General features: G+C 41.9%; 23 protein-coding genes and 1 tRNA gene. 11 read left to right on the forward strand and 13 right to left on the reverse strand.

Annotated elements, in window-relative coordinates:
• Positions 1-102 precede the first annotated feature (102 nt).
• Positions 103-804, forward strand: coding sequence for a response regulator transcription factor (locus R7Q41_RS13385; protein ID WP_169643992.1), 702 nt, complete (start codon positions 103-105; stop codon positions 802-804).
• Between the two features lie 166 nt (positions 805-970).
• Positions 971-1,891 (forward strand): IS5 family transposase, encoded by a 921-nt coding sequence (locus tag R7Q41_RS13390; RefSeq protein WP_182016104.1) that lies wholly within the window; start codon positions 971-973, stop codon positions 1,889-1,891.
• A gap of 300 nt (positions 1,892-2,191) precedes the next feature.
• Here the strand turns inward: R7Q41_RS13390 and R7Q41_RS13395 are convergent, their stop codons facing one another.
• Positions 2,192-3,226 (reverse strand): IS110 family transposase, encoded by a 1,035-nt coding sequence (locus R7Q41_RS13395; protein ID WP_140136440.1) that lies wholly within the window; start codon positions 3,224-3,226, stop codon positions 2,192-2,194.
• A gap of 519 nt (positions 3,227-3,745) precedes the next feature.
• Between R7Q41_RS13395 and R7Q41_RS13400 the strand changes: the two genes are divergently transcribed.
• The 5 genes from R7Q41_RS13400 to R7Q41_RS13420 all read left to right on the forward strand — a co-directional run bounded on the left by R7Q41_RS13400 (position 3,746) and on the right by R7Q41_RS13420 (position 9,794).
• Positions 3,746-4,309 (forward strand): hypothetical protein, encoded by a 564-nt coding sequence (locus tag R7Q41_RS13400; RefSeq protein ID WP_169643913.1) that lies wholly within the window; start codon positions 3,746-3,748, stop codon positions 4,307-4,309.
• A 143-nt stretch (positions 4,310-4,452) separates the two neighbouring features.
• Entirely contained in the window at positions 4,453-5,073 is a 621-nt protein-coding gene (locus tag R7Q41_RS13405; protein WP_169643911.1) for a hypothetical protein, read from the forward strand.
• Positions 5,074-5,202: 129 nt separating this feature from the next.
• The gene (locus R7Q41_RS13410; protein WP_169643909.1) at positions 5,203-5,859 is read left to right on the forward strand and encodes a hypothetical protein; all 657 of its coding nucleotides are present in this window, start codon (positions 5,203-5,205) and stop codon (positions 5,857-5,859) included.
• Positions 5,835-7,685: a hypothetical protein gene (locus R7Q41_RS13415; protein ID WP_250154728.1), complete on the forward strand. Its 1,851-nt coding sequence runs from the start codon at positions 5,835-5,837 to the stop codon at positions 7,683-7,685. Before R7Q41_RS13410 ends, R7Q41_RS13415 begins: the two co-directional genes overlap by 25 nt.
• Positions 7,686-7,751: 66 nt before the next feature.
• Complete coding sequence (locus tag R7Q41_RS13420) at positions 7,752-9,794, forward strand: DNA polymerase (protein ID WP_213965039.1); 2,043 nt, start codon at positions 7,752-7,754, stop codon at positions 9,792-9,794.
• Between the two features lie 60 nt (positions 9,795-9,854).
• On the opposite strand, the gene R7Q41_RS13425 is transcribed toward R7Q41_RS13420, so the two are convergent.
• On the reverse strand, positions 9,855-10,880 hold the full coding sequence (locus tag R7Q41_RS13425) for a hypothetical protein (protein ID WP_182016105.1): 1,026 nt from the start codon (positions 10,878-10,880) through the stop codon (positions 9,855-9,857).
• Between the two features lie 353 nt (positions 10,881-11,233).
• Between R7Q41_RS13425 and R7Q41_RS13430 the strand changes: the two genes are divergently transcribed.
• Both R7Q41_RS13430 and R7Q41_RS13435 read left to right on the forward strand, forming a co-directional pair.
• Positions 11,234-11,716, forward strand: coding sequence for a DNA polymerase (locus R7Q41_RS13430; protein WP_310650399.1), 483 nt, complete (start codon positions 11,234-11,236; stop codon positions 11,714-11,716).
• A 545-nt stretch (positions 11,717-12,261) separates the two neighbouring features.
• Entirely contained in the window at positions 12,262-12,936 is a 675-nt protein-coding gene (locus R7Q41_RS13435; protein ID WP_025607861.1) for a hypothetical protein, read from the forward strand.
• A gap of 345 nt (positions 12,937-13,281) precedes the next feature.
• Here the strand turns inward: R7Q41_RS13435 and R7Q41_RS13440 are convergent, their stop codons facing one another.
• Positions 13,282-13,458, reverse strand: coding sequence for a hypothetical protein (locus tag R7Q41_RS13440; RefSeq protein ID WP_019280745.1), 177 nt, complete (start codon positions 13,456-13,458; stop codon positions 13,282-13,284).
• 296 nt (positions 13,459-13,754) lie between these two features.
• A complete protein-coding gene (locus tag R7Q41_RS13445; RefSeq protein WP_169644533.1) occupies positions 13,755-14,012 on the reverse strand; it encodes a hypothetical protein in 258 nt (85 codons plus the stop codon).
• A 267-nt stretch (positions 14,013-14,279) separates the two neighbouring features.
• Between R7Q41_RS13445 and R7Q41_RS13450 the strand changes: the two genes are divergently transcribed.
• Positions 14,280-15,161, forward strand: a complete 882-nt coding sequence (locus tag R7Q41_RS13450; RefSeq protein ID WP_169644535.1) for a helix-turn-helix transcriptional regulator — start codon at positions 14,280-14,282, stop codon at positions 15,159-15,161.
• An 801-nt stretch (positions 15,162-15,962) separates the two neighbouring features.
• Here R7Q41_RS13450 and R7Q41_RS13455 read toward each other — a convergent pair.
• The 9 genes from R7Q41_RS13455 to R7Q41_RS13495 all read right to left on the reverse strand — a co-directional run bounded on the left by R7Q41_RS13455 (position 15,963) and on the right by R7Q41_RS13495 (position 22,495).
• The gene (locus R7Q41_RS13455) at positions 15,963-16,385 is read right to left on the reverse strand and encodes a DUF2787 family protein (protein ID WP_169644537.1); all 423 of its coding nucleotides are present in this window, start codon (positions 16,383-16,385) and stop codon (positions 15,963-15,965) included.
• A 62-nt stretch (positions 16,386-16,447) separates the two neighbouring features.
• On the reverse strand, positions 16,448-17,005 hold the full coding sequence (locus tag R7Q41_RS13460; protein ID WP_318144524.1) for a hypothetical protein: 558 nt from the start codon (positions 17,003-17,005) through the stop codon (positions 16,448-16,450).
• A 29-nt stretch (positions 17,006-17,034) separates the two neighbouring features.
• Positions 17,035-17,424, reverse strand: a complete 390-nt coding sequence (locus R7Q41_RS13465; protein WP_140139237.1) for a hypothetical protein — start codon at positions 17,422-17,424, stop codon at positions 17,035-17,037.
• Positions 17,425-17,502: 78 nt separating this feature from the next.
• Positions 17,503-18,693: a site-specific integrase gene (locus R7Q41_RS13470; RefSeq protein WP_140139238.1), complete on the reverse strand. Its 1,191-nt coding sequence runs from the start codon at positions 18,691-18,693 to the stop codon at positions 17,503-17,505.
• A gap of 81 nt (positions 18,694-18,774) precedes the next feature.
• Entirely contained in the window at positions 18,775-19,326 is a 552-nt protein-coding gene (locus R7Q41_RS13475; RefSeq protein WP_140139239.1) for an adenylyltransferase/cytidyltransferase family protein, read from the reverse strand.
• An 8-nt stretch (positions 19,327-19,334) separates the two neighbouring features.
• Complete coding sequence (locus R7Q41_RS13480) at positions 19,335-20,303, reverse strand: hypothetical protein (RefSeq protein ID WP_276444243.1); 969 nt, start codon at positions 20,301-20,303, stop codon at positions 19,335-19,337.
• Entirely contained in the window at positions 20,266-21,123 is an 858-nt protein-coding gene (locus R7Q41_RS13485) for a hypothetical protein (RefSeq protein ID WP_193246494.1), read from the reverse strand. Before R7Q41_RS13485 ends, R7Q41_RS13480 begins: the two co-directional genes overlap by 38 nt.
• 4 nt (positions 21,124-21,127) lie before the next feature.
• A complete protein-coding gene (locus R7Q41_RS13490; RefSeq protein WP_180769564.1) occupies positions 21,128-22,015 on the reverse strand; it encodes an HTH domain-containing protein in 888 nt (295 codons plus the stop codon).
• Between the two features lie 400 nt (positions 22,016-22,415).
• Positions 22,416-22,495 (reverse strand) — tRNA-Leu (locus R7Q41_RS13495).
• A gap of 554 nt (positions 22,496-23,049) precedes the next feature.
• Here R7Q41_RS13495 and R7Q41_RS13500 point away from each other — a divergent pair.
• A complete protein-coding gene (locus R7Q41_RS13500; protein ID WP_005375988.1) occupies positions 23,050-24,681 on the forward strand; it encodes a methyl-accepting chemotaxis protein in 1,632 nt (543 codons plus the stop codon).
• Positions 24,682-24,702: the final 21 nt, after the last annotated feature.

Raw genomic sequence — 24,702 nt, forward strand, 5'->3', positions numbered from 1 at the left:
TACATATATCAAAATATGAATACCACATTGGCAAACTTCCGCGTTGTTACCTAGAATTGACTAATCTATAAGTGAGCACAATAAAAAACGGAAATTATAACTATGAGTTATGTAGAACAAGAACATAATTGTAATCGGGCTATAAAGCATATACTTTTGATAGGCGATGACGGGATTAGCAACCAATTTATAATACAAGAAATAAACAAAAGTGGCTATTTTTCTTTTGAAAGAAAATGCTTACAAGAAATTAATAAATCTACTAAGACCATCAGCTCTGATCTCGTTCTTATTAGTTATCTAACCTTAGAAAAGGTTATCGATATCCAAGTAACGTTATCACAGGTATTATCCAATAAATGGATAATTTATGATTTTCCTAAAGAAATTGGAGAAATGATAGTAGCAGAAACACAATTAATGTATCTCATAGATTTGAAAGGGATTATCTACCAGGATGCACCTATAGAGCACTTTACGCGTTGTTTAAAAAGCGTAATTGATGGTGATCTGTGGCTGCCAAGAAAAGTAATGACAGAGATGATAACCGACATTCGTCCTTATGCACTACAGCTGCAAGCGAAACAGACTCATTTAACCAAGAGAGAGATTCAAATATTTAAACTTGTCATCAAAGGCGCATCCAATCGTGAGATATCTGAAGATTTATTTATCGCTGAATGTACCGTTAAAACACATGTTTACAACATATATAAAAAATTAAAAGTAAATAACCGTAAGGAAGCCATTCAAAAGGCAAGCTTTATTTATGATAAAATTTTATTTACCCAGTATCATCACTAACCTTTTCATTGCTTGCAAACTAAATTCACGGTGAAAACATCTAATTCATCTATCAGTTCTTTGATAGTAACTATTCACCCGCGAGCTGGCTTTGTTGCTTAAATCGATGGAACTAAATCAAGAAGCTACGATCTGATCGGCTACACCCATTAATCATCGTAGCCTCATGCCTAAACCTCGTTACAAAACAACTAACTGGACGCAGTACAACAAAGCCTTAATAAACCGTGGTTCTCTGACCTTTTGGATTGATGAGGAAGCGATAGCCGAGTGGAAGCAAAACAAACAAGGCAAGCGCGGCAGACCTCGCCAATTCAGCGACTTAGCCATTACTACTGCACTGATGGTGAAACGCATATTCTCTATGCCGTTGAGAGCACTGCAAGGATTTCTAGACTCGGTATTTAAGCTGGCTAACATCCCGCTAGTTTGTCCCCACTACACCTGTATAAGCCGTCGAGCTAAGGAAGTTGAGGTTTCATTTAAAACTAAAACCAGAGGTGCGATACAACACCTAGCCATTGATGCCACTGGCCTCAAGGTTTATGGCGAAGGCGAATGGAAGGTCAAGAAGCATGGTACTGACGGGAAGCGTAGGGTTTGGCGTAAGCTGCATATCGCAGTAGATACTAGCACCCACGAAATAGTCGCAGCAGAGCTGAGCTTATCTAACGTAACCGATGCCGAAGTACTTCCCAACTTGCTTAAGCAGACACGTCGTAAAATCATTGAGATATCAGGCGATGGTGCTTATGACACAAGGAATTGCCATGATGCCATACGGCTCAAGCGAGCTGTTCCGCTCATTCCGCCACGAGAAGGGGCAGCCTTCTGGGAACGAGGACCTCCTCGCAACTTAGCAGTGGGTTGCCAGAAGCTCTACGGCTCTAACAAGAAATGGAAAAAGCGGTATGGTTATCATAAGCGCTCTCTGTCAGAGACCGCAATGTACCGAGTAAAACAGTTGCTAGGTGGGAAATTAAGTCTAAGAAATTACAACGCTCAGGTTGGCGAGACTTACGCCATGATCAAAGCACTGAACAAACTTACAGGGCTTGGTATGCCTGAAACTCAGTATGTTGTTTAAGAACTGAACAACATGGGGCTACCATGTCTTCTCATCGAATTAAGCAACATATATGGACGCACCTCAGGATGCAATGGCTAATTGAATGATACGGTCGCTAACATATATCCGACGTCTTTCTAGGTCGATAATAAACCTGCGCCATGATGTAATCCGCCCCTCACTGTCTTTTCAAAGCCTCGGTTTCAATAACCATGTTGCGTTATCAGAGTGTAGTAAGGATGGTTCACCGTTTATTCATCAGCTATTGCAAACTCAGTTGCTTCTCTAGGATAACTCCTTAGAACTTGCTATTTTTTATCAAACAGGCTTAAAGGCCTGATTAATATCGTATTCACTATTTTTCATCAAGATGTGCCATGCTACCCGACCGAGCTTGTTTGCAAGAGCGACAATCGCTTTTGCTTTGCCTCGGCGTGCAATGAGTCCTCTCAACCATGCTCCCATAGAATCCACTTTGTTAGCTCCACACCGAACCACTGCGCGAGCGCCGTGAATAAGTAATGCTCTTAATTCGCGATTACCATTCTTCGATAGAGAGCCGAGACAACTTTTTCCACCTGTACTATTTTGTTTTGGAACCAGGCCACACCATGCTGAGAACTGGCGACCATTTTGGAATTGGTGTCCAGTACCTACCTCACTAATCAGTGCCGCTGTCAAAATCGGACCAAAACCAGGAATATTCCGAATAGCCTCATACCTTGGATTTTGCTGACTCAACATGGTGACACTTTGGGTCATTTCATCTATCTCTTCGCTAAGGCTGACAAAGTCACAGTATAAAGTTTGCAGTAAGTTCCTCATTACTGGGGAAAGATCATTCTCTGCATCTTCAAGAGCTATCGGTAAATGACTTCGCAAAGCTTTAATAGACAAAGGGAAAACCACTCCGTATTCAGCGGCGAGTCCTCTGATCTGGTTCGACAAGGCAGTTCTGTTCTCCACCAAGCGTTTACGGACACTGCGTATTGCTTTGAGGTCTTGTTGCTCAACAGACTTAACAGGAACAAAATGAATATCAGGCCTAGAAAATGCTTCGCAAATTGCTCTCGCATCATTAGCATCATTCTTTTGTCGCCCAACAAATGGCTTTACGTGCTGAGCTGGGATAAGAGCTACGCTATGTCCAAGCTCTTGAAATATTCTGCCCCAATGATGCGAAGTTGCGCATGATTCCATCGCAATAGCCGTTTTCTCTGGTAATTGACGGACTGTATCAAGAAGCTTGTCACGCTTTACCTTTCGGTTTGACAAGATTTGTCCATCAGAACTCAACACGCATACTTGAAAGAGGTTTTTGGCTATATCGATACCGACAACTTTAATAGACATGATGATTACTCCTGCTCTTACTGGTTGCACCATTAGTTTGGTACAACGGTGCTAGAAGGGAAGTGCGTCCATCACATCAAAGCCTCGTGTTACTTTTCTGCTACTGACAAGCGCAAGTATCACCACGATGACAGCACCAGCGATAGCCACGTGAATTATTGAGATTTGTTCCATTTACCCAGCCTATTGATTGCTTGTTATTTTGATATAAATACAACATAGCGCATATTCAACAACAGATTTCTAGGCCAGATCACAGACCTCGAACTCACCAAGTGGCCACCAACCCTTTAACATATTATTTTTAAAGGCTTCGTGGCCACTTTACTGTATTTACGTCCCCGCCACCTGACATAAACGCTACGTAAATAACATTACAAATCAACCAGATAGCCCCAAGACCCACTCTATGGGAATCCGTGAGATTCTATTTCCTGTCCTATTTTGGGCTCTGACTACATAATCCTTCCTGACTGAGCAGTTCGCTCACATATTGAAACATTTGATAAGGACTAAACCATGGAAAACAGAATCCCAGCTTCCATCCAAAAAGATATTAAGATTCTGACTAACCTACTGGTTGGTAACGAAAACTCTCTGGTTAACGAGCAAGATGAAACTGTAGAACTGGTCGCATACGGAGACTCTGAATTTGGCGGCCTGATCATGGCCTTTAACAACTCTGAGTCGCTGATCTGTACTAACGGAGAGTATGACCACGAACGTTTCTTAAGACTGACCGATCACTTCAGAACAGAATCTGAACATCTAGTAGGTAATACCCACATACTGACAACTAAAGTAACCTTCGAGGGTGTAGAACCTGCGGAATTTGAAGCCGTGTACGACTTTGACAATAACAAAGGACTGCCTCTGCAGATGTACCAAGCTTATGAGTACCTTCGCTCCAACCTTTCGCTTCCGTTGGACATTATGCTGGAAATATTTGGTGCGATTACCAGTGCAATCACATTCCACCAAGAGGAGTTATTTCATACCGGACTAGCCGGAACGATGGGCGACCACTTTGATGTCGAAAGAGCTATTGCCCACGATGTAAGACTTCAACACCAAAGCGACTAACACTTAAGTCTGTTTATTCAGACCGCACGAAAAATAAACACATATTAATTAAGCAACTAGCCGTGAAATATCGGTGACGGCCTCTTGCACCCTGAAATCACCGCTTAAGTTATTAAGCGGCCAATACAACACGGAGATTTATTATGAACAATTCAGTACAAGCTATTATTCCGAAGCCACTGACAGCCTATGTTGAGGCATATTTAGGTCTTATCACCGACCCGTTCTACTCGAATGAAGACCTGGGCATTAACCCAAATAAAAACCGAATATCTATCGGGGCAGAAAATATTGGTCCAGGTGCCTTTAGTATTTGTCACAATTCAGATGTTTTCACGAATGATCAGGAAGAAAACGCTCGTCGCATAAATCATTTCATCGACAGTGAGTTTCTCATCTATTTCGAAGTTCCAGAAGAACTCGACGCGCACTCAGAGTTTGCAGGCATCCACTTTGAAGATAAAGAGTTCTGGTCATCTTATGATTATCAAATGCCTGGATATCCGCAGTTCCTATACGACTTTCTCTCACATTTGATTGAAAGCAAGTCCTATTCCGTCGAAGGCACGCTTGCCATCTTTGGAAGCCTATTACATCAAATCACCGTGCCTTACTGGGGTGAGTTCATGGATGAAGAAGAGCTCCAACAAACCGAGGTTTCTCGTCTCCTTGGACTGCATTTTGACATTGTAACCGCTGTACGACATGACCTCGACTACAGTCAGCAACACCACTCAAAGATTACACAACCAGCTGAAGCTTAATGAATTAGCACTCAGTGGGAATGGGTGAGACACACTCTGATAGGACGAAATCACAATTCCATTTACATTCTACGGGTGGCCCCAGAGAGGCCCCCATTCAACAAATTTTTATGTTTAGAAGGATTCAATATGAACACTAATATCCAAACTAATGCTGTCACAACTGTCGTATCTGGTGCCCTTTCTCCGGAAGCATCATTAAACGATACACAAAAGAAACTCCAGACACTTAAAGATCGTGCCGCCGCTAATACCGTGCCAAGCCAAACCGTACTTGAACAAGCAAGAGTGGGCGAAAGCGCAACTCCCTTCATGGCTTTTTCCGTTGAGCATGAAGATGTGAATATTCACTGGATTGATACGCCAGAGAAGAAAGGCTACATCCTGTGTAACGGTAATGGTTGCCCGCTATGTCGTGCTGGCAACAAAGCATACAACCGCCTACTGCTACCTGTATTTAACTTCAGCTCTCGTCAAGTTGAGATTCTGGCAATCACCGATGCTACCCATCCCAAAGCAGCTCTGCCGCAAATCCTGCCAGTTTTTGATGCTGTAGAGCCAATGATGATACTCATGAGTCGTCACCGTAACAGCTATACCGTGGATTTAAAACCGATACCTGAGAACATCGATCTGGGCCAGTCAGAGATCGAAGTTTTTAATAATGCCTACGCTAACGGGGAGTTTAAACTGAGCGACGTGTTCCAGAAGTGTTCTAGCGAAGAGCTGGCAGCAATACCGAGTATCCAAGTGATGCTTCAATGTTATGGCTACACGGCGGCTTAACAATGAACTCGTCTCTGAATCAAATCAGCAGCGCTATGGCGCTTGCTGGTTTCAGAAAAGAAAATAATGGTCTCTATGTCCTGTCACTTCTTAAGAAGCACCCTCACCTGCTGATTAACTGGGCGGTAGGTGTGGGTAAATCTACCAATATGGATCAAGTGATAGAATATGGCATAGAATCAGGTCAGTATGATTTGATCATCGTGCTGGCCCCCACTCGCGCTATCATCAATGAGCGCGACTATATCCAGTTCCCGCCTGAAAATATCAAAATCACTAATCTCCGCCCGCGTCCTAAAGAGCTGTGCGGTAAGCAGCGCAATGCTGACTGGGCGGACTATGAACAGCGTGGCCTTTCTATACTTGGTAAACGCACTATTTGCGCCTTATGTCCTAATCAAGAGAAATGCCACTGGAAAGATCAATTTGGTGATGTTTTGCGCGGCACCCAAGTGCTCTTCGCTACCCAAGCCCATTTGACAAATGACTTGAATTTTATTGCTCGAATGAAAGCTAAGTGTGAAGCTCAGAATGTACTGGTTATTTTTGATGAAGCGACGGTATCGCTAACACCATATAGCCGCACTATCACGCAAGAAGAAATAGCGAACCTAATCTTCTGTTTGTGCGAATCAGACATCTCTCAGAAGCGCAAGGCCGCCAGCGTGTTTGCCTTGCAAAGCCTACTCAATGCAGCAACAGATGACCTGAGAGAGCCTGACGTATGGTCTATGCCCTCGATCTATCCGACGGAAATCCGAGAGCTGGTTACTATTGGGGAGCGCCACTGGCCGGGAGAATTCCGCAACATTCACTTTGACCTGCAAGCACTGATGAATTCGCCTTTAGATTCACGCGAGAAAACCGAGTTCGGTGATATACGCTTTTCTGCAACACCACTTGCGGCGGACTGCGATGTTCTACTCTACAGCGGCACGACTCATGAAACATTGCTGAACCATAAGCTGGGGCTTAATTTTCACAATTTCTATCAGGACACAGCCTTTAAAGGCGATGGTACTCAGTGGCTGAATATTGCCTCTTCTCTGGGTACATCTGGTCATTTCCTGAAGAACTCCCCACAGATATTGGACTTTTTTCTTGAGTTAACTCTCAAGCGCATCCGGGAAGGTAAACGAGTGCTGCTGATCTCAAAGAAAAAGCATAAGCAATATTGCATTGATACGCTGAATGAGATGCTAACCGTCCGTAGTATAGATGATGTTCAAATCGTCGATGGCGAAGAATACGATTCCAATGGCACCATCACTCAGATACCAGTCATCCACTACGGTGTAATTGGCATTAACCAGTTCGAGCAATTCGACTGTGCTTACTGTCTGAATAGCTACTACGTTACCAAAACCATATTAGCGAATGCCCTACAAGACATGCGAGCCAGTGATGAGCAGCTGGAAATGGAAATCAAAGTACTGCCGAACCCTCGCCGCCGTCATGCCCGCATTGCTGACAATAAGTACCGATATACCGATGTAGCTCAACTGACTGACCCGATGTTGCAGACCCTAGAAATGGGCACCGTGATACAGGCTGTAGGCCGAGTGCGTCCTTTCACATCGCCATGTGAGGTTATTACTTTCCAGAACAATCCGCACCCTAACTATCAGTACGATGCTGAGTTCAACAATCTGGCAGAAATACGCGAGCACTTCGGCATTGATAGTCAGCGCGCACGAACAACTGGTACTAAAAAGCAAGAAATACAGCAACTTAAACAACAAAGCTTAACACAAAAGCAAGTTGCTGAGCAGTTGGGTATAGGCGTTCGCACCGTCCGTCGCTACTGGAGTGGCCAAAAGTCCTAATAAAACCATTTTTATAGGGTTGCTGGCCACCCGGAGGCCCTACGTTTCCAAGAGAGAATATTGATTATGAATTTATTGCCCGCACTAGCAAAACGATTTAACGAAGCCGAATTCGAGCCAAAGAAAAGTGCTATTATATTGCCAATGCTGCCACCACTAGATTCAGCGGCGGTGACGTACATTGGAACCCAAGAAGACTTGGAAGATCTGATACATCTAGCTCATCAGTTGCCATTGACCGGCGTGTCACTAGACTTTGAGTTTAAGTTCAGCCGCCTCGCAATCCCACTTCGAGGTAACAAGCAAAAACAGGATATCCGAAGTATTCAACCCCTATTGATGGCTGTTACTTTGATGACCAACACAGGCAATCAGTTGCATCTTCACAATTATGTTATTGATTTAACTAAACTCAAAGATACGAAACGACTTCAGCCATTACTTGATCTACCCACGACCTATATCGCCCACCATGCCAAAGCCGAGTTACATTGTCTCTGGCAACTGGGTCTGACTGAGCCTCGCACTATCTGGGACACCTGTATCGCCGAGAGAGCACGATATCTGGGCCTGCATGTGTTTGACAATGATCAGGTATTTGATTCAGAGAACGCAGAGATTTGCGCCAGAGCAGAGCACGCTGAAAACAATCGGATCCGTTATGCATTGAATACCGTGGCGAGCCGCTATGATATTCACCACCGATTCAATTTGGTGAAATCAGACTTGCAGCACTCCTTTATTGACTATGACAGTGGAGAATTTACCAGCGAGCAGATCCACTATGCAGCTGAAGACGCTATTGTTGCAGCAAAGCTTTACCTTTCTCAGATGCAGCAGTTAACCCTCCAGGGAAGTTACCACCACCTTATCACGGTGGAGATGCCCTGGACCATCACCAATGCAGCCATGGAGTGGCATGGGGTGAGTGTTGATCGGGAAAAATGCAACGCTGTGCTCAATGCCAGTACGCCTAAGCTGGAAGCGCTCAGAAGTCAGCTGGCACAAATGGGGTTAGACAATCCCAATAGTCACCAACAAAAAGAAACGTTTTTCCGTCAACTCAACTTACTCGATCATTTTAACAAGGGCGGCAAATACAGCTTCAAGTTACAACTATTGAAAGATCTGGCCCATATCCACCCTGCTATCGGCCTACTGGCTGAATTTAGCAAGGTTCAAGCCATTGAGAGAGATATACTGCTTCGGCCTACTATTATCGGTTCCGATAGTCGCGTGCACCCAGAGCACAAACAGCTGGAAGTCGTAACCGGGAGACAATCTTGTGCCAGCCCGAACCTGCTCGGACTACCTGGCGCAATGCGCCCACTCATCATCCCGAAGACAGGAAATGGAATCGGTGAAGCGGACTATTCCCAGATTGAAGTCGGCATCACAGCTGCGGTCTACAGCGATAAGAATCTGATTGCTAAGTTCAACGCGGGGGATATCTACACAGTCATGGCTCAGGAGTTCTATGCCAACGACCTGGATGACGAAGATCGGCAATGCGATTCCGACACTTTCAAGCATAAGCACAAAGACAAGCGGGATATCATGAAAACATGTGTACTCGGTATTCTGTACGGCCTATCCCCCTTCGGACTGGGTAGCCGTCTTGAGATATCAGAACTCGAAGCCAAACAGTTGATGAATCGGTTCCTAGCTATGTTTCCTACCCTGAAACACATGATGGAAACCGCGCCACAACAAGCAGCATATCGGGGTTGTGTGAGCACCAGTACCGGATTACATCGCCACCGTTCTAATAGCGGTGCACTAAGCCGCCACGAGACAAACTGGATGGTGAATATGCCTGTTCAAGGAACAGCTGCCGCTCTGTTTAAGATCGCGGGGAATCGACTCTACCAACTTTACAAGCCCTATGGTGCTAAGCTGATCTTGGCTATGCATGATGCCTTTATCTTCGAAGCCCCATTAGACAAGATGCCAGAGGTTGGACGATTGACAATCGACGTGATGATTCAGACTGTGGTTGAATTCTTCCCTGAACTCAAGCCACGCATCGACCTGAATGACTCTGCCACTCATTGCTGGACTAAAGATGGGGATGCAGGCAGTGTTGAACGTTGGATTGCAGAGCGTTAACAGTATATGGAGGGGTTAGCAATGCTACCCCCACAATCAGCCTTTAGCATCTGATTACGACTATTCAGAACCCGCGTAATATTTTAGTAATTCACCTGGCTTTTTGATCTTGCTGAGCCAACGATTTACCGATTTTGATTTATCACCCTGACCATCTGACAAATTAAATTTATCGATGATTTCATACACTAACTGTGTTTGCGCATACTCTTTTTCATCGTTGGTCATGTGGTAGAGCCAGCCTTTTAAGAACACCAGCTTAACTGTTTCCTGAGACAGGTAGACTTTTTCCATGTCTTGTTTGTCTGTCTTGCTCTCTGCCTTCTTTTTACGCCCAGCCTTACCAAGCTGGTTAGCTAAGAAAAGATCGGGACACTTTACCTGTCTTTTCTTCTTCGTTGATCTTTCCTGCACTTGCTCTTCTTCAGCTTTCTCTATCAAAGAGTAAATCAGGGGGAGCAAGCGCTTAGCTTGATTTAAGGTCCATAACGATTCATGTTCTTTTAGTAATTGAGTTAAGTTGAGCGCCAGTACTGCCAAAACATGGTGTTCTCGGATTTTCGTACCAGACGTAAGATCTTTGGTCACCTCCGATACGGCCCCTTTATCAACACAGTACTGCGTCAATTCAAACCAACTTTCTTTACTTCTCTCTAAAGCAAGCTCATATGGCGGCACAAATGGCTTTGTCGGTTCATCTTCGTCAATAAGCGCCAGTATTTCTGAAAACTCAATACTCGATACTATATCTGATATTAAGTCATCGATGCTTCGCAACGCTTTGCCTATCAGCTCATACAGCTGCTCATCTTGCTGGCTATGCTCAACAAGTCTCGGAAGAACATTCATCACGATCGAGAAGTTTCTCTCACTCACATTCAGCAAAAATTTGCAATGCTCAGTACAGTGGCGAAGATAAAGCTTCATCAAGGGTCCATAAAACAGATCTAACTGAGACCAGCCGTACGTTTCTGTTCCAGGTAAATGTGTTCTTTTATGTTTTGGATGGAATACGTCCAGCTCATCTCCGTACAACTTTTTCATAGTAATAATATCTGGATCGCTGCTACTGATTTTGTAACCCATCGCCTCTCTCTTTTTCCAGCCAAATCAAAGGCGCATAGTACAGCAATTGAAGGTGGCCACCAATCCTATTACATGCTTTAAAAGACTCTTAACCACGTGGTCTCTCCGGCTCCGTGGCGATTGCTGCTGGCGTGTATGGTGACTCAAACTTAGTCAAGATGTATAACCAAGGCGATCTTTACACAGCCATGGCGCAAGAGTTCTTTTTGTAATGAGTTAGAATCAGAATACCGCAGCTGCGATTCGTCGGCCTTCAAAGAAAAATATCCAGAGAAACGAGCGGTCATGAAGTAATTCACACTTGGCCTAATTTACGGTATCACCAGCTTTGGAATAGCGAAAAAAAACTCAATATCAGGGTCAACAATGCCACGGAACTGATGGATAAATTTCTATCGATGTTCCCCGAACTGCAAAAAGCAATTGATAAAACGCCCCAGTATGGCGCTCTGCGAGGCCATGTAAGCACTGCAACGGGATTGCACCGATACCGCCAATTGGACGCTAAGCGCGGCCATACTGAGAAAAACTGGATGGTGAACATGCCAGTGCAAGGTACAGCTGCGGCACTGTTCAAAGCAGCCGGAAATCGACTTCATCAATTGTATAAAGGTTACGACGCCAAATTGATCGTTGCGATGCACGATGCCTTTGTTTTCGAAGCACCGAAAAAACACCTAAGCGCAGTCAGCGAGTTAACTGCACAGATCATGACCCAAGTAGTGCAGGAGATGTACCCTCAGTTGAAGATAAGAGCCGATATCAACATAAGCCAACCAGATTGTTGGACCAAAGATGGTGATCCGAACACACTTGATGTGTGGCTAGCTAAATGACCAGAACTGGACGCAAGGCCTAATGGATTTAGTATTAAGGTTTTGTGTCCACTTTTTCTGTTTCTCAAATAGTGATTAGTGGGCAAATCGATACTTAGTTGATTGGATAGCTCTCTTAGTGGTACCAATTCCCTAGCACACTTATGCCCCCTTTTCTTGTTATCACTGAAGCTAATTAATTTCTCTTGGATGAAAGTTCCCCTTACCCAAAGTTTTCCGAGGGCGCGTCGAAGTAAGCAATTTAAAAATTATGCGTCATTTTGTAATCTAAGATCCAACAACTCTCGTTAACCTATTGATTATCAAATGAACTATGATTGGAAAGGCTGCATGATAGGAGTATGAAAAGCTGCTAAAAGAGTTAAAAGCATTCTATAGTGGAGAAATAATGTTCGAGTTTCAGAGAAATAAAGCAGAATATTTGTATCACCATACAAAAAGTTATACCGCGATTAACTTTATCCTCAAGAATAACGTTTATTTTAAAATGCAATCAAGTGTGTATACTATATGCCGTTCAATGGGGCTAAAAATAAAGGAACTATATGTTTAATAATAAATTACTTTTAGTAGGGTTGTCGTTAGCTGCGTTGGGTGGCTGTACATCTGTTCAATACAATGGTTCGCCAGCGAACTCGGTCACTAAAGTTGACTATCCATCTGTTGGTGAAGTTAAAACAGCTTATGTCGGAGACCATTTGGTTAGCAAAGGCACAATGGCTGAAATGAGCGTATTACGCGTATCAAGCATGATTAAAAGTTTGGCGTATGACATACCTCAGGGTGACTACAATCAACTCGGATACGATAACAAGCAACAGTTTTTCTCTCCTGTTGGCGTTATTAAAGCGGCATTAGCGGACCCTATACAGGGCATTGCCGTAGAAAATAATCAACAAAATGAAGTTTGTTTTGTAACCATCTTTGGTGCGAAGTCTTGTGTAGATGATGCTTATGGTAAGTTTACTATCACTAAGAAAATGTCCCAGTTCCAAGACAGTTTCCAACAGACTTTGATATACAGCGGTAAGGTAGGAAATAAAATCAATATTAGTTACCGTGAGTTTTCCAATGACATGGCAAGACCAGCTTTTAATAATGAAGCAGAGTATGACCTAAGTGAGTCGAATCAAATTGGTTATAAGGGCGCTGTGATTGATGTTTTGGAAGCCGACAATACCAAAATTACATATCGGCTTATCAGAAACTTTCCAAACTAAATATTAGCCCACGAAGAGGTATAGTTTTTGGGAATGGTTGTACAGACTCAGATATATCTTCAATTTGATCTGCTCCAGTCAGAGTGGACACTGAACTTAAGTGAATTTTCCATACTTGAAGTTATTCGTGTTTTGCTACTTTAAGTAGAAACTCTAAGTAACTTCTGTCCAAAAATAATTTGGAGACACTCAGAACTCAAAAATCAAGTGTAATCACTGCGTGAACGAAAGTGGACGACATTCCTTAATGAGTCATTTACTAAGGAAACACGTCCACTTTTGTGAGCCTCATTGCCCCTTAACAAAAAAAAGCAGAGGGTTCTCCCCTGCTCTTCTGGCGCTCAGTCAATCATCTATAACCTCGTCGGCGACAATACCGATCAAAAACCCAGCAACTCCACCAGCTAAAGCACCGTAGGCCCCATAGTACCTAGCTCCGAGAGCTGCACCTATTTTCGCTGCACGAATACCTGTGTTCTTTTTGGATTGGGATGACGATTGTGAAAAGGTTCTGCTTTGCATGTTTGCCTCTTTTATATATGAAAAAGGACCATGCTCAGTAAAGAACATGGTCCTCTAATTTTTTGTAACACTGCTTAGTGAGAGTGACCACACACCTGACAGCTACCATCATCATAAGCACGCTCACCGCATGCCGGACAGGTTGTTACTAGGGTTGTGATTGATTTAATCGTCATATAAAGACTCCTTATTGTTTATTGGATGAAGTAATGGGGTGTTGCGAAGCTCATTGATACCTCGGCCTAGAGAGTCCAATTCGAAACCGATGTACCTTGAGCCAAGCTCCGCAACGAAACTTATTGTGCTTTACCTTTAGGGGTATCTAGACCGCATTTCGCCACATCCATGACTTTGCCATTCATGGTTCCACAGGCATCGGCATACCACTCAATACGTGGGCCAGACTGAGAGTAAACTTGTTTACCTGCTTTCCCATTCCAGGATTTTTCTATCTTCGAAATGTCAGCCGGATTACCGCCGAGCGTACCGCCAGCGAATGATGATGTGGTAGCGAATAGACACGTTAGACCTAGCAGGATGATTGATTTTTTCATTGTGTTGTTTCCTTGAATACGTCATGACGCCATCGGTAAAGGCACCGAAAGCGAGAATGGTTAATAGTTTAAAGAGGGTGATCGACAGGTAGTGTCGAGACGAGTGAATCAATTTCACTCAAGTTATATATGCCTTGTCAGACATACGCTGTGGCGACCAATAAAAGCTATAGCAATATCAGTAACCTTATGAAGTTTAGCTAGAAATAATCGGATTCTCTCAAAGCACGACATGCCCTGACGAGTGGTCTATCTAAAATGCGTAGCATGAAAGAACACGACACCCTAGCGAAAAGACTTGGTATTATTTTGACCCGTTTGAATACGGGAGAACGGCTATATCTGGAAGAATTGAGGCGAGAGTTCGGTGTGAGTGAAAGAACCCTGCAGAGGGATTTCAATGAGCGATTAAATTACCTCCCTATTCAACGCGAAGGTGCATGTTATTTTCTTGATCCAAAAGTCTTGGGTAAGCAGACTAACCACGAAATATCAACATTACTTGCCAACATGGGACTCGACACCCTGTTTTCAGGCAAGCACTACCTGAGTAACGGAGTGCTTAACAACAAACCGACGACGCCGTTTCTATTCAAGAACCCACGGATTGAAGACATCAGCGAAAACGCTTCTATGTTCCAGAAACTTATCGAATCGGTTCAACTACGGCACGTAATCAGCTTTGTCTGCGATGGACAGGCCTATGATCAGTTCCACCCATACCGGTTGGTGAACGATAGAGGACTCTGGTATCTCGCCGGAGCACACAGAAACCGCCTAGATTTACTCAGAGTTGCCAGAATTTCCGAGTTAGTCCGATATGAGGACAAATACTCTCCCGATACTAACGTCGAGCAGAGCATCACTGGTTGGCGATCAGATGTTGAGTTAATAACTCCTGTTGACGTGGTTATACAGATTCGGGGACGAATTGCCGATGCCTTCTTCAATGAAAGCACCGACCATGATTTTCGAATGTTGAAAGTACTGGATTCCGGAGACGTATTAGCCTGTAACCAAACCAATAACATTCCACACTTGCTTCGTCAGCTAAAGGCGTGGCTTCCTGATGCAGAGGTATTGTCACCCGACTGGTTGCGGTACCAGTTGAAGCAAGAACTTCAGATCTACCTGAACACCGTCATGTAAAAGCCACAGTTCCTAGTCAATCACCGTCTAAATCTTGGTGTTGGCTGACATCTCCGTCGTAGACACCCCGCTACATAATCAAGCCGCGAGTTACCCAACTCCTCGGCCCTAGCCTTGAACATTCCAGTATGAGCCATTTTCTTGTCTTTCCATGCTCCGCATACAAAGCCCTTGACTTGATGGAATCGTAGACTGATACCGAATAAGGGAAAACTTAAATCGTTGCTATTTTTTAGTACATCCTAATAAACTAATAAATAACCCGCTAGGGGCCGAATTGTTAATAATATATAGCTATTGAAATTACAGATTCAATCACCTCTGGCTATCGTTAGAGTGCATCACGTTTAACGAAAATTGTCCGTTTGGCGATCCATTACCCTTCCTCATTGCCAGTAATGGTAATGGGGCCGGAATAGCCGATTACTAATCCGTCCCCCATCAACCGGCCAGTTCACCTTATAACAATGTGATTTAGGCTCCGTGGCCGCTTTGACCTTCCACAAACACAACGCACCTGTTTTCAGCCCTTACTTTTACATGTAGCCATGAGTCGAACGCTAACTTTCTCGGGAATTTTCCCTGACAGTTCCAACTACTGATTTGACACAAGATCATTCAGATCTCCTCCTTTGGCTTTGAAGTTCAAGGATTTTCTAATCCCTTGGCTCGGTGACCAGTAATGAAAAGGCAAAAGCCATCGCACCTTGTTTTCACTGGCATGATGGCTTGTCCAATGTACAGACCAGAGCAACGTGAAAATTTCTCCTGTTCATTTCTTGTCCCGGTCTGGTCGTTCCTTCAGTCCACAGTTAGCTTAACGTCATCGTAAGCTTCCATTGCTACATAGCTGATAAAGTTAGCCTGGTAAGTTTTAAAGAAGTCCTGCACATCTGGCCTGCTTAGTGGTACTTCGCCCATGAACCGGATGAAAGCGACATCGTGAGTCACATCGAAATCAATTTCTTTCTCAAGTTCAGAGTAAAGGCCAGCATAGGAAAAGTCAGTCAGGTAAGCCAGATGCCAGCAGTTATCTTTTTTCTCAAAACGTAGCTCTACTGGGTGAAATCCTCCATCTTCGGGTGTATATAAACTATCACGGTAATTAAGCGTAATTGCGGTAACGTCATTGTTGATTTGATGTTTACTGACTTCTTCATTAATTAGTTGTTTAAAAGCATCAGACACAGGTAGCCCTAGCTTTTCGCCATAGGTCAGTTTCATAATAATTTCTCTTTGATTTTTCGAGGATTGCGCTCTTGATTAGTGCGCAGTATGAAAGGGGTTTATGCGGTAGTTTCGGTGGAGGTGTCAGCGTCAACTAATGCGAGCAGTTGATCACGACGTTCATCAAAATTTGTCGACAGAACGTGAAGAAACAGACTATTCGGCGCAGCCTTTATTAGTCCAATCGTATCAGATCTCAGTGCACTAGCTGTAAACGAGGGATTATTAGCACTTCCGCCGATTATTGCTGGTTTTAACACTGTACTTTTAAATGATTTATCTTTGTACTCCTTAAGAATATTTATCAATTTTCTTATTGAAATGAGTTCTTTGGTAAATAAGCCCCCACTATCATTGCCCGTTAGCTTTAGATGCAGTTCTTCATCTTCTATTGTTTTGACCAAGTCGAAATAAATGTAACTCTCGCTCTTTGGACTAAGCTTTTTAGCTTTCCCTGATAGCAGGATGGCAGTACCCTCACACTCTATTGCTTCCTGATTATCTTGGTCTTGCGTCTCTTGTGCTTTCTCCGGTTCCACTCCTGTCTGTAAGTTTTCTTCCATAACTTCTACTTCGCTATCGGCTTTATTTTTATTACTGGCGATTTTGCGGGACATAGATACTTATCCTTATTGTTTGGCTTGAGTTATAACGACTCTGCGTGCGGTAACAAAATCCGTACAGGGTGAGACGTATTTGATGTTGGACTAACTAAATAAACGCCGCCCCCTGCTGAGGTGACGATGGCAAGGGCAATGATAAAGTCCGTGTCGGTACTGTTAATTAGGTAAACCGTTTCGGGGTAGTTTTGTACAAAACGAATAAGATGCTGAACACTCTCTGGTTGCTGATTAATGGATTCATCCGTATCTGACTCTTCGATTAATATCAGGCTAGTGCTAACCTCTTGCCAGAATTCAGCAGTAATTACATCATCAAATTCGAATGGTTCAGTCATGTGGTGTCGTAAAGCTGCTATTGTCTCTTCCGATAACGGTAGAGAATCAAGCTCATTGAATTGTGTGATTATTTTCATTTTCAAAACTCCATATATAAGAAAGCCCGAACTCATTCGTTGGGTTCGGGCTGATATGTTGATTTAATATCGAAGCGATTAGGCTTCGTCGATTAATTGGATTAGAACTTGCGAAGATTGACGAAGAGACTCATTCCCAGCTCTCGCATAACGCATTGTGCTACTAATGGATTTATGGCCGAGAAGTTGCTTTAGCACACCAACATCAACGCCTGCAGATATAAGTGATGATGCATAAGAGTGACGTGCTGTATGAAAAACGATCTGATCGGGTTCCTTAAGCATCAATTCTTTTTTGATCTTGTTGAATAAATGTCGAGGTTGGCTGATGTGTGACTTTTCTTTTTGCCCTGGAAATACATATGGGTTCCCCTTCTTCTTGAGCCTTAGCAAAAACCGAAACTCTTGAATCGCCTGGGGCGTAAGCTGGATCTGGTGTTGAAACCCATTCTTTGAGTCTTCCCTTGGTATACGCATCACACCATTTTCAAGGTCAATATTTGGCCAACGAGCAGCCCTGAGACTGCGCTCTCTGCATCCCAGCATGAAAAGCAGAATAATAAACCGGCTACGAATAGGACAATAATCCGGTTTTCTTAGCTCTTCGAAAATCCGTTTTATCTCCTGAGGCGATAGCCATCGCTCCCTAGCTCCTGTTTCTGGAAACAACTTAACACGAGCCGCAACGTTGGGAATGGAGTACTCTTCTTCTATCATGCGTCCCATTAGCTTGAGCAAACATAACACACGGTTAATTGTTGAACGACTTAGCTTCTTACCACGTAAATGAACCTTATCCATCAATCCTGCGACCATGGACTGTATGTGTGAAACTTTAAGCTGGTCATAACTGATATCCCAAATATCAACACAGTGGTTAAATCTTGCTATATCATGTCGCCAGCTTTTCTTGCGTGACTTAGAAATTTTAATGAAGTGATTGTTGAAGTATTCAGATACAGTAGGTATGTCTGGTTTGACGGTTGAGTTTTTTGGATCTATTCCTTCAGCAACCATTAGCTTAATACGTTGCGCCTTCTTCCTTGCATCCGCCAAGGAAACTTCTGGAAACGTACCAAGAGATAAAGAGCCTTTTTTACCATTTAAGGTATATCGAACCAACCACTTCTTTCGCCCATTTTTACCAACCAGAACCTTGAAGCCCGATAATTCGGAACAGGAATACTCTGCTTCAGTGGACCGAGAATTAAGGTCATTGGAAGGTAAGCTAGTGATCTTAGCCGTAGTGAATTTAAACCTTTTATCCATACTGCATACCATTTACAATATAACTTATAATATTAATATATGTTATAGATTGCATTCAATACGGATTTTGTTCATTTAATTCTATGAAAGATTTTTATTCAAAACTGAAACGAAATCGATTTCTTCCAAGTAGTCAGAACATCCTTTAGGAACATCATCCTTCCAACTTTCATCTCCATTCAAAACTTTTTCCCTGATATTAGTCGACGTAATTCTAGTTGGTGAATAATCTTCTTTCAATACTTCAACCTGATACCCCAAAGACATTAATGTCTGTATCTTTTTATTGTTCCATTCTTCTCGAATCGTTGTATAGCATTTACAACTAAGATTCAAATTTTCTTTTATTTTTTCTGGGTCATCAATATCAAACATAATAAAACTATACGAGTTTTTCTCAACTTTAAAATAATCCAATACTCTAGTAATCATTTCAACCCTCTGATTATAAGTTAACGGATTATCAATAGAAGATACTCTCTTTCTAATCCCATAAATTGAACTTAATGAATTTATATCAGGCTGAGTTATTCCAATGATAATATGTTCACATTTAGACTTAGCCATCATTAAATATTCAAGATGTTCATTATGAAAGGGTTGAAACCTGCCATGAATACACGCAAAATCCATTTTAATCCTCACTTAAAATCAATCTTGATATCACTGCCACTAGTTACTACCTCCCCTATCAAGATTGGGCATAGGTCATGTAAAGATAGATAGGAAAGAACTTGTTCACAGTCATTAGTAAAAATAACCACAGGACCGTTAGTTTGACCAATAAACATTTTATTAAACATAAAGTCATCTCTAATTTCACTTGAAACATAATCAGAGAAAGACTCAATATTTCGCCTAAAGGAACAATGTTCTTCTTTATTGTCTCCAATATAAAATTCAGAATGTTTATATAATTTTACTCCACAAGAGCTATCGTATAGAAAGGGGAAAATACTTCCAATAAGTCCAAAACCTGAAACATCTTTACAAATAACATTATATCTTTTTTTCAATTCTACAACTATTTTATTGGAGGTACTTAGTACCCAACTATCGCTAGAGTCATGATCCAGTCCATAATCAAGTATTGGCTTTGTTAAAATTATTTTCATTCCAGAATTTATCTTAGAGCAATCTAAAACATCAAGGTCTTTTTCTCCAAAAATAGTCATAGTAATAGACGTTTGATCTGACAAATAAGAATGAAAATTAACACATCTAACTGACTCTAGTCGTAAAACTTTATTCATCTCTTCGACGATGTCTTTCTTTTCTAAATCCGATAAACCAAAATAAAATCCAAATGATATTGTACAATATTTAGGAATAACTCCATGTGAATATAAATCATTTGCGCAATGATAAAATGTCGATTCTACATACAACTTAATAGAATTTGATATTGGCATAACAGTATCAACCGAAACAGCCACATCTTTATCATATAATCTTGCAAACTCAGAATCATTTTCAAGTTTAGAGTAATTTTCTATAAAACCTAAATCTATAAGATTTTTAGCGGAAATTTTATTACCACAACCTAAGTAAGTAAAATCATAGTCTAACATATTATTCTTTATTTTTACCTGTATAAGTATTACATTCATTTAGCTCCCAAAGTCGTTCAAAATACTTATTAAACGCGAAGTAAAAGCTTTCTGGATTTTTTGAATTTTCAGGATGAACAATATGCAATTGTGGAAGTTGTGTCCCATCTTTAGTATCTGGACTAAAGAAATTGTAGGAACACAAGCATTGATTCTTATTAAAAAAAGCCAATCTAAAAATAGGCATTTGTTCGATTAAATCAGCTTTATAAAGTCTAAGTTCCAAATCGTGGCCATCATCAACATACTCCTTTAATCGTTCCACTGATGCTTTTACAGTGTTTATATAATCAGTTTTAGCTCTGGAGCTTATTTTCTCAAGCGCTTTACTTTCTGGATCACAAACCAAAAACTTCACACTCCCACACTTTAGAAGTTCATTAAACTGCTCGGGATGTGAAGTAAGCTTATTAGCACCTGTCCCTAAAAACATAAAATTACTATTGACGTTAGAAAGCATTGTTTTAGCATCCATACCAGTCTCTATGCTCTGATCTGCTTTAACCAACCCAACCTCTTGAAAATCTTTAATTATTCCTTCCTTTTCGCAAAGTGTATCTTTATACTTTTTCACAAACCTATTATTGATAGTTTTAAAAATTATAAACAATAAAAACACAACCACAATTAACAATGTTATCAAAATCCATTTTTCAACATTGTAATCAACATCAGAATATTTAATTGATATAGAAAAATCACTATCTTTAAAAAAATAAATTAAACCTGCAGATAACAGCGTAATGATATACCAATCTACAGGGTTATCTCTCGTCCATTTATTAATACTAATTCTGATATTTAATATACTTTCAATCATATTTTTATTCCACATCAAATATTGTTTTTATGACAACTGAAGACCAGTTTTCAAACTCATCACGTTTTATTTTCAGTTCTTCAATTGGTATCCATTCTGGATTTATGTGATATCCTTTTTCTTTAACAATCACATCTTGACTTTTTAATTCGACGTGGTGTAACAAAGATAAATGCTGAGAGCTTACTGTTCGGCTATCGTCATACATACAACCTATAAATTTCATATTGCTATTAGTTTTTAGCTCTACTTCTTCTTCTAATTCTCTTGTAAATAATTTTGCTTGCTCAAAGAGATCGAAATTTATATCGCTACTTAACTGCATCACTTCGTCATACTCAATATGTCCCCCTAGTAATATTGATTTTTCTCCCTTCAACCTTGATTCTGGAGCTCGGCCAGATCTAACGTGAGTGAACATAGACGAACCACTGGTGATAACAAATGAACTTACTAATTGAATATATTCAGTAGATTGCTCTGCATCTCTTCGTAACATTGGCTGACAGTTTGAAGCAAACCAAGCTAATGGAGGTTCCATCGTTCTTAGTCCATTGCCAGGCAACAACTCACTTAATAAACTCCTCTCAAAGACGGCAATGACTTCATCTAGGTGGGATTTGTGTATTTCCTTTTCCCTAGGCTCGTATTGCTCATAGTTCTTTCTATCTAGCCAAGAACTTAAGCCAAATGTATTCGGGGCAAGCACAGCAAATTTACTAACGGGCTTTTCTTTGATATCCGTATACAAACGGGCCCTTATCTGGGTTACCAAATTTGATGACTTTGACCTATATTCTTCTTGTTCACGCAACTTCGCCTCTATTTGTTTATCCGTTAAGGCTACGTCAGCGGACTCCAATACCTCATAAATATTTTCAAGAAGCGTCATACTTTTGTCCTTGTTTTCTTTATAGCAACTATATTCATAACACATCAGACAAGATCAGGCCGAACAAAAGTACTGAAAGATCGTTGATATCATACTTTTTGCATTGTCCGTGACCAAAGTAAATTCCGGCAGTGGACACTAACCCTTACATAAAAACTTTTACTAGGTTTCGCGTCCGCTTCATCACGCCCCACCAGACCGGACTAAGACAAGAGAAGCACAGAAATTTAGCCTTGGGTATGCTGGCACGAAGATTACGCACAGTTCATCAGCACAGGAGGTTCTTGACACTTAACTTGCGCAGGAAATCTGCACAGGGAACAGGAGATAGACAGGAGAAAAGATTCTGAGGAGAGGTTTATCTGAATTTCAGGCACAAAAAAACCAGCATTAAGCTGGCTTGATAAATCCGGACTTGAACCGGCACAGCGCGAACGCCGAGGGATTTTAAATCCCTTGTGTCTACCAATTCCACCACCAGGGCAACGCAATCATGCGATGGGTTAGACACCATCTGTCTCATCGACCTTTGCCGTGAGAACGAGGCGTACTTTAACGGATTAATTTATCTGGTCAACAATAAATTTTATCTTTTTTATTTAAGTGCTTAAAAAGCGATCTGACTAGTACATTTGGCATTCAATTAGACCAATAAGCACCCGTTCCCTTTCATTGTCTATTAAGTCATACGCATACTAGTGCCCGTAACTGCTTCGAGGTAAACACGCGACTATCACGTTATGAACGCTGATCTTTTCACCGCTGTAACATCTGTAACAATTTAATTCCCTACTCTTGGCACGACTGCGTACAGAACATCATATTTTGTTACTGATAACTTTATATCGAATGTGGTCGTACCTTTATAAAATCATTGACTTTTTTTATTTTCAAACAAAGCTCAATTCATTATCGAAAATATCAATAAATAATGGTACGTTACACGAGTTGCAGTAATTTAATGGACATATATCACATATAAGGATGTGGTTTACTTTGGCGACACAACATAAGAAAAACAAGGTATATCACTAATGTCTATCAAGAATCTTTCTATAGCGAAAAAGATATCGCTATCGTTTTTACTCATTGCCATCGTCAACATTGCATTTGGCGTGTTTTTATCTACAGAGCTCAAAAGCATCAAATCTGAGCTTTTAAACTATACCGATGATACGCTTCCTGCAATGGAAAGGGTCGATTCGATTCGAGATCATTTGTCTCGCTGGCGCCGAGCTCAATTTGCTGCGTACACTTATGAAGACGCAGACCAAGTCAAAACTAAAATTTCTAACAATATTAGAGAACGCGAAAAGATCACTAGAGAGCTCAACGCTTACGGTGAAACTATCTGGCCTGGCGAAGAGCAGCAAACTTACCAGCGTCTTATGCGTCAGTGGAAAAAGTACTTGGTTACTATGGACCAGTACAATGAAGCGATGCTAGCTAACGACAAAAGCAAGGCCCACCCTATTTTGGCGAACTCTTTGTCTGCTTTCGAAGCGGTTGACTCAGAGTTAGGCGAACTAATCCGTCTCCTTAAAGAAGCTATGGACAGCAACAAAACTCATATCCTGTCCTCTGTAAATGGATTGAGTAATTCTTCAATTGCAAGTAACGTGATTATTCTACTGATCATGGTAGGCATGACATACGTGCTGACTCGCCTAATTTGTGGCCCACTTAAACTTGTTGTTGAGCAAGCAAATGCCATCGCAACAGGTGATCTATCAAGTGACATTGACCGTAAAGCAATCGGCAATGATGAGCTTGGTGAACTGGCAGACGCGACCACTAAGATGCAAGATGACTTACGCCAAGTTATCGATAACGTGATTGCTGCAGTTACTCAGTTAAGCAGCGCTGTCGAAGAGATGAACCAAATCTCCGATATTTCTGCGTCTGGTATGAAAGATCAACAGCTGCAAATTACGCACATCGCAACAGCAATGACAGAAATGAAAGCGGCCGTAGCCGATGTTGCTCGTAACACTGAAGACTCAGCGAACCAAGCTAACGAAGCAAACCGCCGCACACAACACGGTGTTCGTGAAACCCAAGGTATGGTTGACGCGATTCAAGAAGTTTCAAACGTAATTGGCGCTGCAGGCGATACCGTAGCAGAGCTTGAACAGCAATCGAATAAAATTAACGTGATCGTGGATGTTATCCGCGACATCGCCGATCAAACCAACCTACTTGCACTTAATGCAGCCATTGAAGCGGCGCGTGCTGGTGAGTCTGGTCGTGGCTTTGCCGTCGTTGCAGACGAAGTTCGAACTCTTGCCGGCCGTACGCAAGATTCAACGAGTGAAATCACTTCGATCATTGAGCAGCTACAATCACTTGCAAAAGACGCAAAATCAGCCACTGAACTTTCTAGAACCAGTATCTCAGAATGTGCAGAACAAGGCATTCAATCAAAACAGCTGATGAGCGACATTGAGCATTCGATTTCGGACATCTCAGACATGGGTACCCAAATCGCCACGGCTTGTAACCAGCAAGACTCCGTTGCGGAAGAGCTTAACCGCAGCATTGAAAACATACATTTGGCATCTCAAGAGGTCTCTCAAGGTTCGGAGCAAACCGCACAGGCGTGCCGCGAACTAAGCCAGCTATCCATTTCTCTTAAAGATGTAATGAGCCGCTTTAAACTGAGTTAAACTCAGTGGGTACCTTAGCAG

The sequence above is a fragment of the Vibrio sp. 2096 genome (assembly GCF_033339595.1).
Lineage (GTDB): Bacteria > Pseudomonadota > Gammaproteobacteria > Enterobacterales > Vibrionaceae > Vibrio > Vibrio alginolyticus.

Bases quoted from the DNA above. Each gene is read 5' to 3' on its own strand.
- R7Q41_RS13385 (WP_169643992.1), top strand. From the start codon at position 103: ATGAGTTATGTAGAACAAGAACATAATTGTAATCGGGCTATAAAGCAT.
- R7Q41_RS13390 (WP_182016104.1), top strand. From the start codon at position 971: ATGCCTAAACCTCGTTACAAAACAACTAACTGGACGCAGTACAACAAA.
- R7Q41_RS13395 (WP_140136440.1), bottom strand. From the start codon at position 3,226: ATGTCTATTAAAGTTGTCGGTATCGATATAGCCAAAAACCTCTTTCAA.
- R7Q41_RS13400 (WP_169643913.1), top strand. From the start codon at position 3,746: ATGGAAAACAGAATCCCAGCTTCCATCCAAAAAGATATTAAGATTCTG.
- R7Q41_RS13405 (WP_169643911.1), top strand. From the start codon at position 4,453: ATGAACAATTCAGTACAAGCTATTATTCCGAAGCCACTGACAGCCTAT.
- R7Q41_RS13410 (WP_169643909.1), top strand. From the start codon at position 5,203: ATGAACACTAATATCCAAACTAATGCTGTCACAACTGTCGTATCTGGT.
- R7Q41_RS13415 (WP_250154728.1), top strand. From the start codon at position 5,835: ATGTTATGGCTACACGGCGGCTTAACAATGAACTCGTCTCTGAATCAA.
- R7Q41_RS13420 (WP_213965039.1), top strand. From the start codon at position 7,752: ATGAATTTATTGCCCGCACTAGCAAAACGATTTAACGAAGCCGAATTC.
- R7Q41_RS13425 (WP_182016105.1), bottom strand. From the start codon at position 10,880: ATGGGTTACAAAATCAGTAGCAGCGATCCAGATATTATTACTATGAAA.
- R7Q41_RS13435 (WP_025607861.1), top strand. From the start codon at position 12,262: ATGTTTAATAATAAATTACTTTTAGTAGGGTTGTCGTTAGCTGCGTTG.
- R7Q41_RS13440 (WP_019280745.1), bottom strand. From the start codon at position 13,458: ATGCAAAGCAGAACCTTTTCACAATCGTCATCCCAATCCAAAAAGAAC.
- R7Q41_RS13445 (WP_169644533.1), bottom strand. From the start codon at position 14,012: ATGAAAAAATCAATCATCCTGCTAGGTCTAACGTGTCTATTCGCTACC.
- R7Q41_RS13450 (WP_169644535.1), top strand. From the start codon at position 14,280: ATGAAAGAACACGACACCCTAGCGAAAAGACTTGGTATTATTTTGACC.
- R7Q41_RS13455 (WP_169644537.1), bottom strand. From the start codon at position 16,385: ATGAAACTGACCTATGGCGAAAAGCTAGGGCTACCTGTGTCTGATGCT.
- R7Q41_RS13460 (WP_318144524.1), bottom strand. From the start codon at position 17,005: ATGTCCCGCAAAATCGCCAGTAATAAAAATAAAGCCGATAGCGAAGTA.
- R7Q41_RS13465 (WP_140139237.1), bottom strand. From the start codon at position 17,424: ATGAAAATAATCACACAATTCAATGAGCTTGATTCTCTACCGTTATCG.
- R7Q41_RS13470 (WP_140139238.1), bottom strand. From the start codon at position 18,693: ATGGATAAAAGGTTTAAATTCACTACGGCTAAGATCACTAGCTTACCT.
- R7Q41_RS13475 (WP_140139239.1), bottom strand. From the start codon at position 19,326: ATGGATTTTGCGTGTATTCATGGCAGGTTTCAACCCTTTCATAATGAA.
- R7Q41_RS13480 (WP_276444243.1), bottom strand. From the start codon at position 20,303: ATGAATGTAATACTTATACAGGTAAAAATAAAGAATAATATGTTAGAC.
- R7Q41_RS13485 (WP_193246494.1), bottom strand. From the start codon at position 21,123: ATGATTGAAAGTATATTAAATATCAGAATTAGTATTAATAAATGGACG.
- R7Q41_RS13490 (WP_180769564.1), bottom strand. From the start codon at position 22,015: ATGACGCTTCTTGAAAATATTTATGAGGTATTGGAGTCCGCTGACGTA.
- R7Q41_RS13500 (WP_005375988.1), top strand. From the start codon at position 23,050: ATGTCTATCAAGAATCTTTCTATAGCGAAAAAGATATCGCTATCGTTT.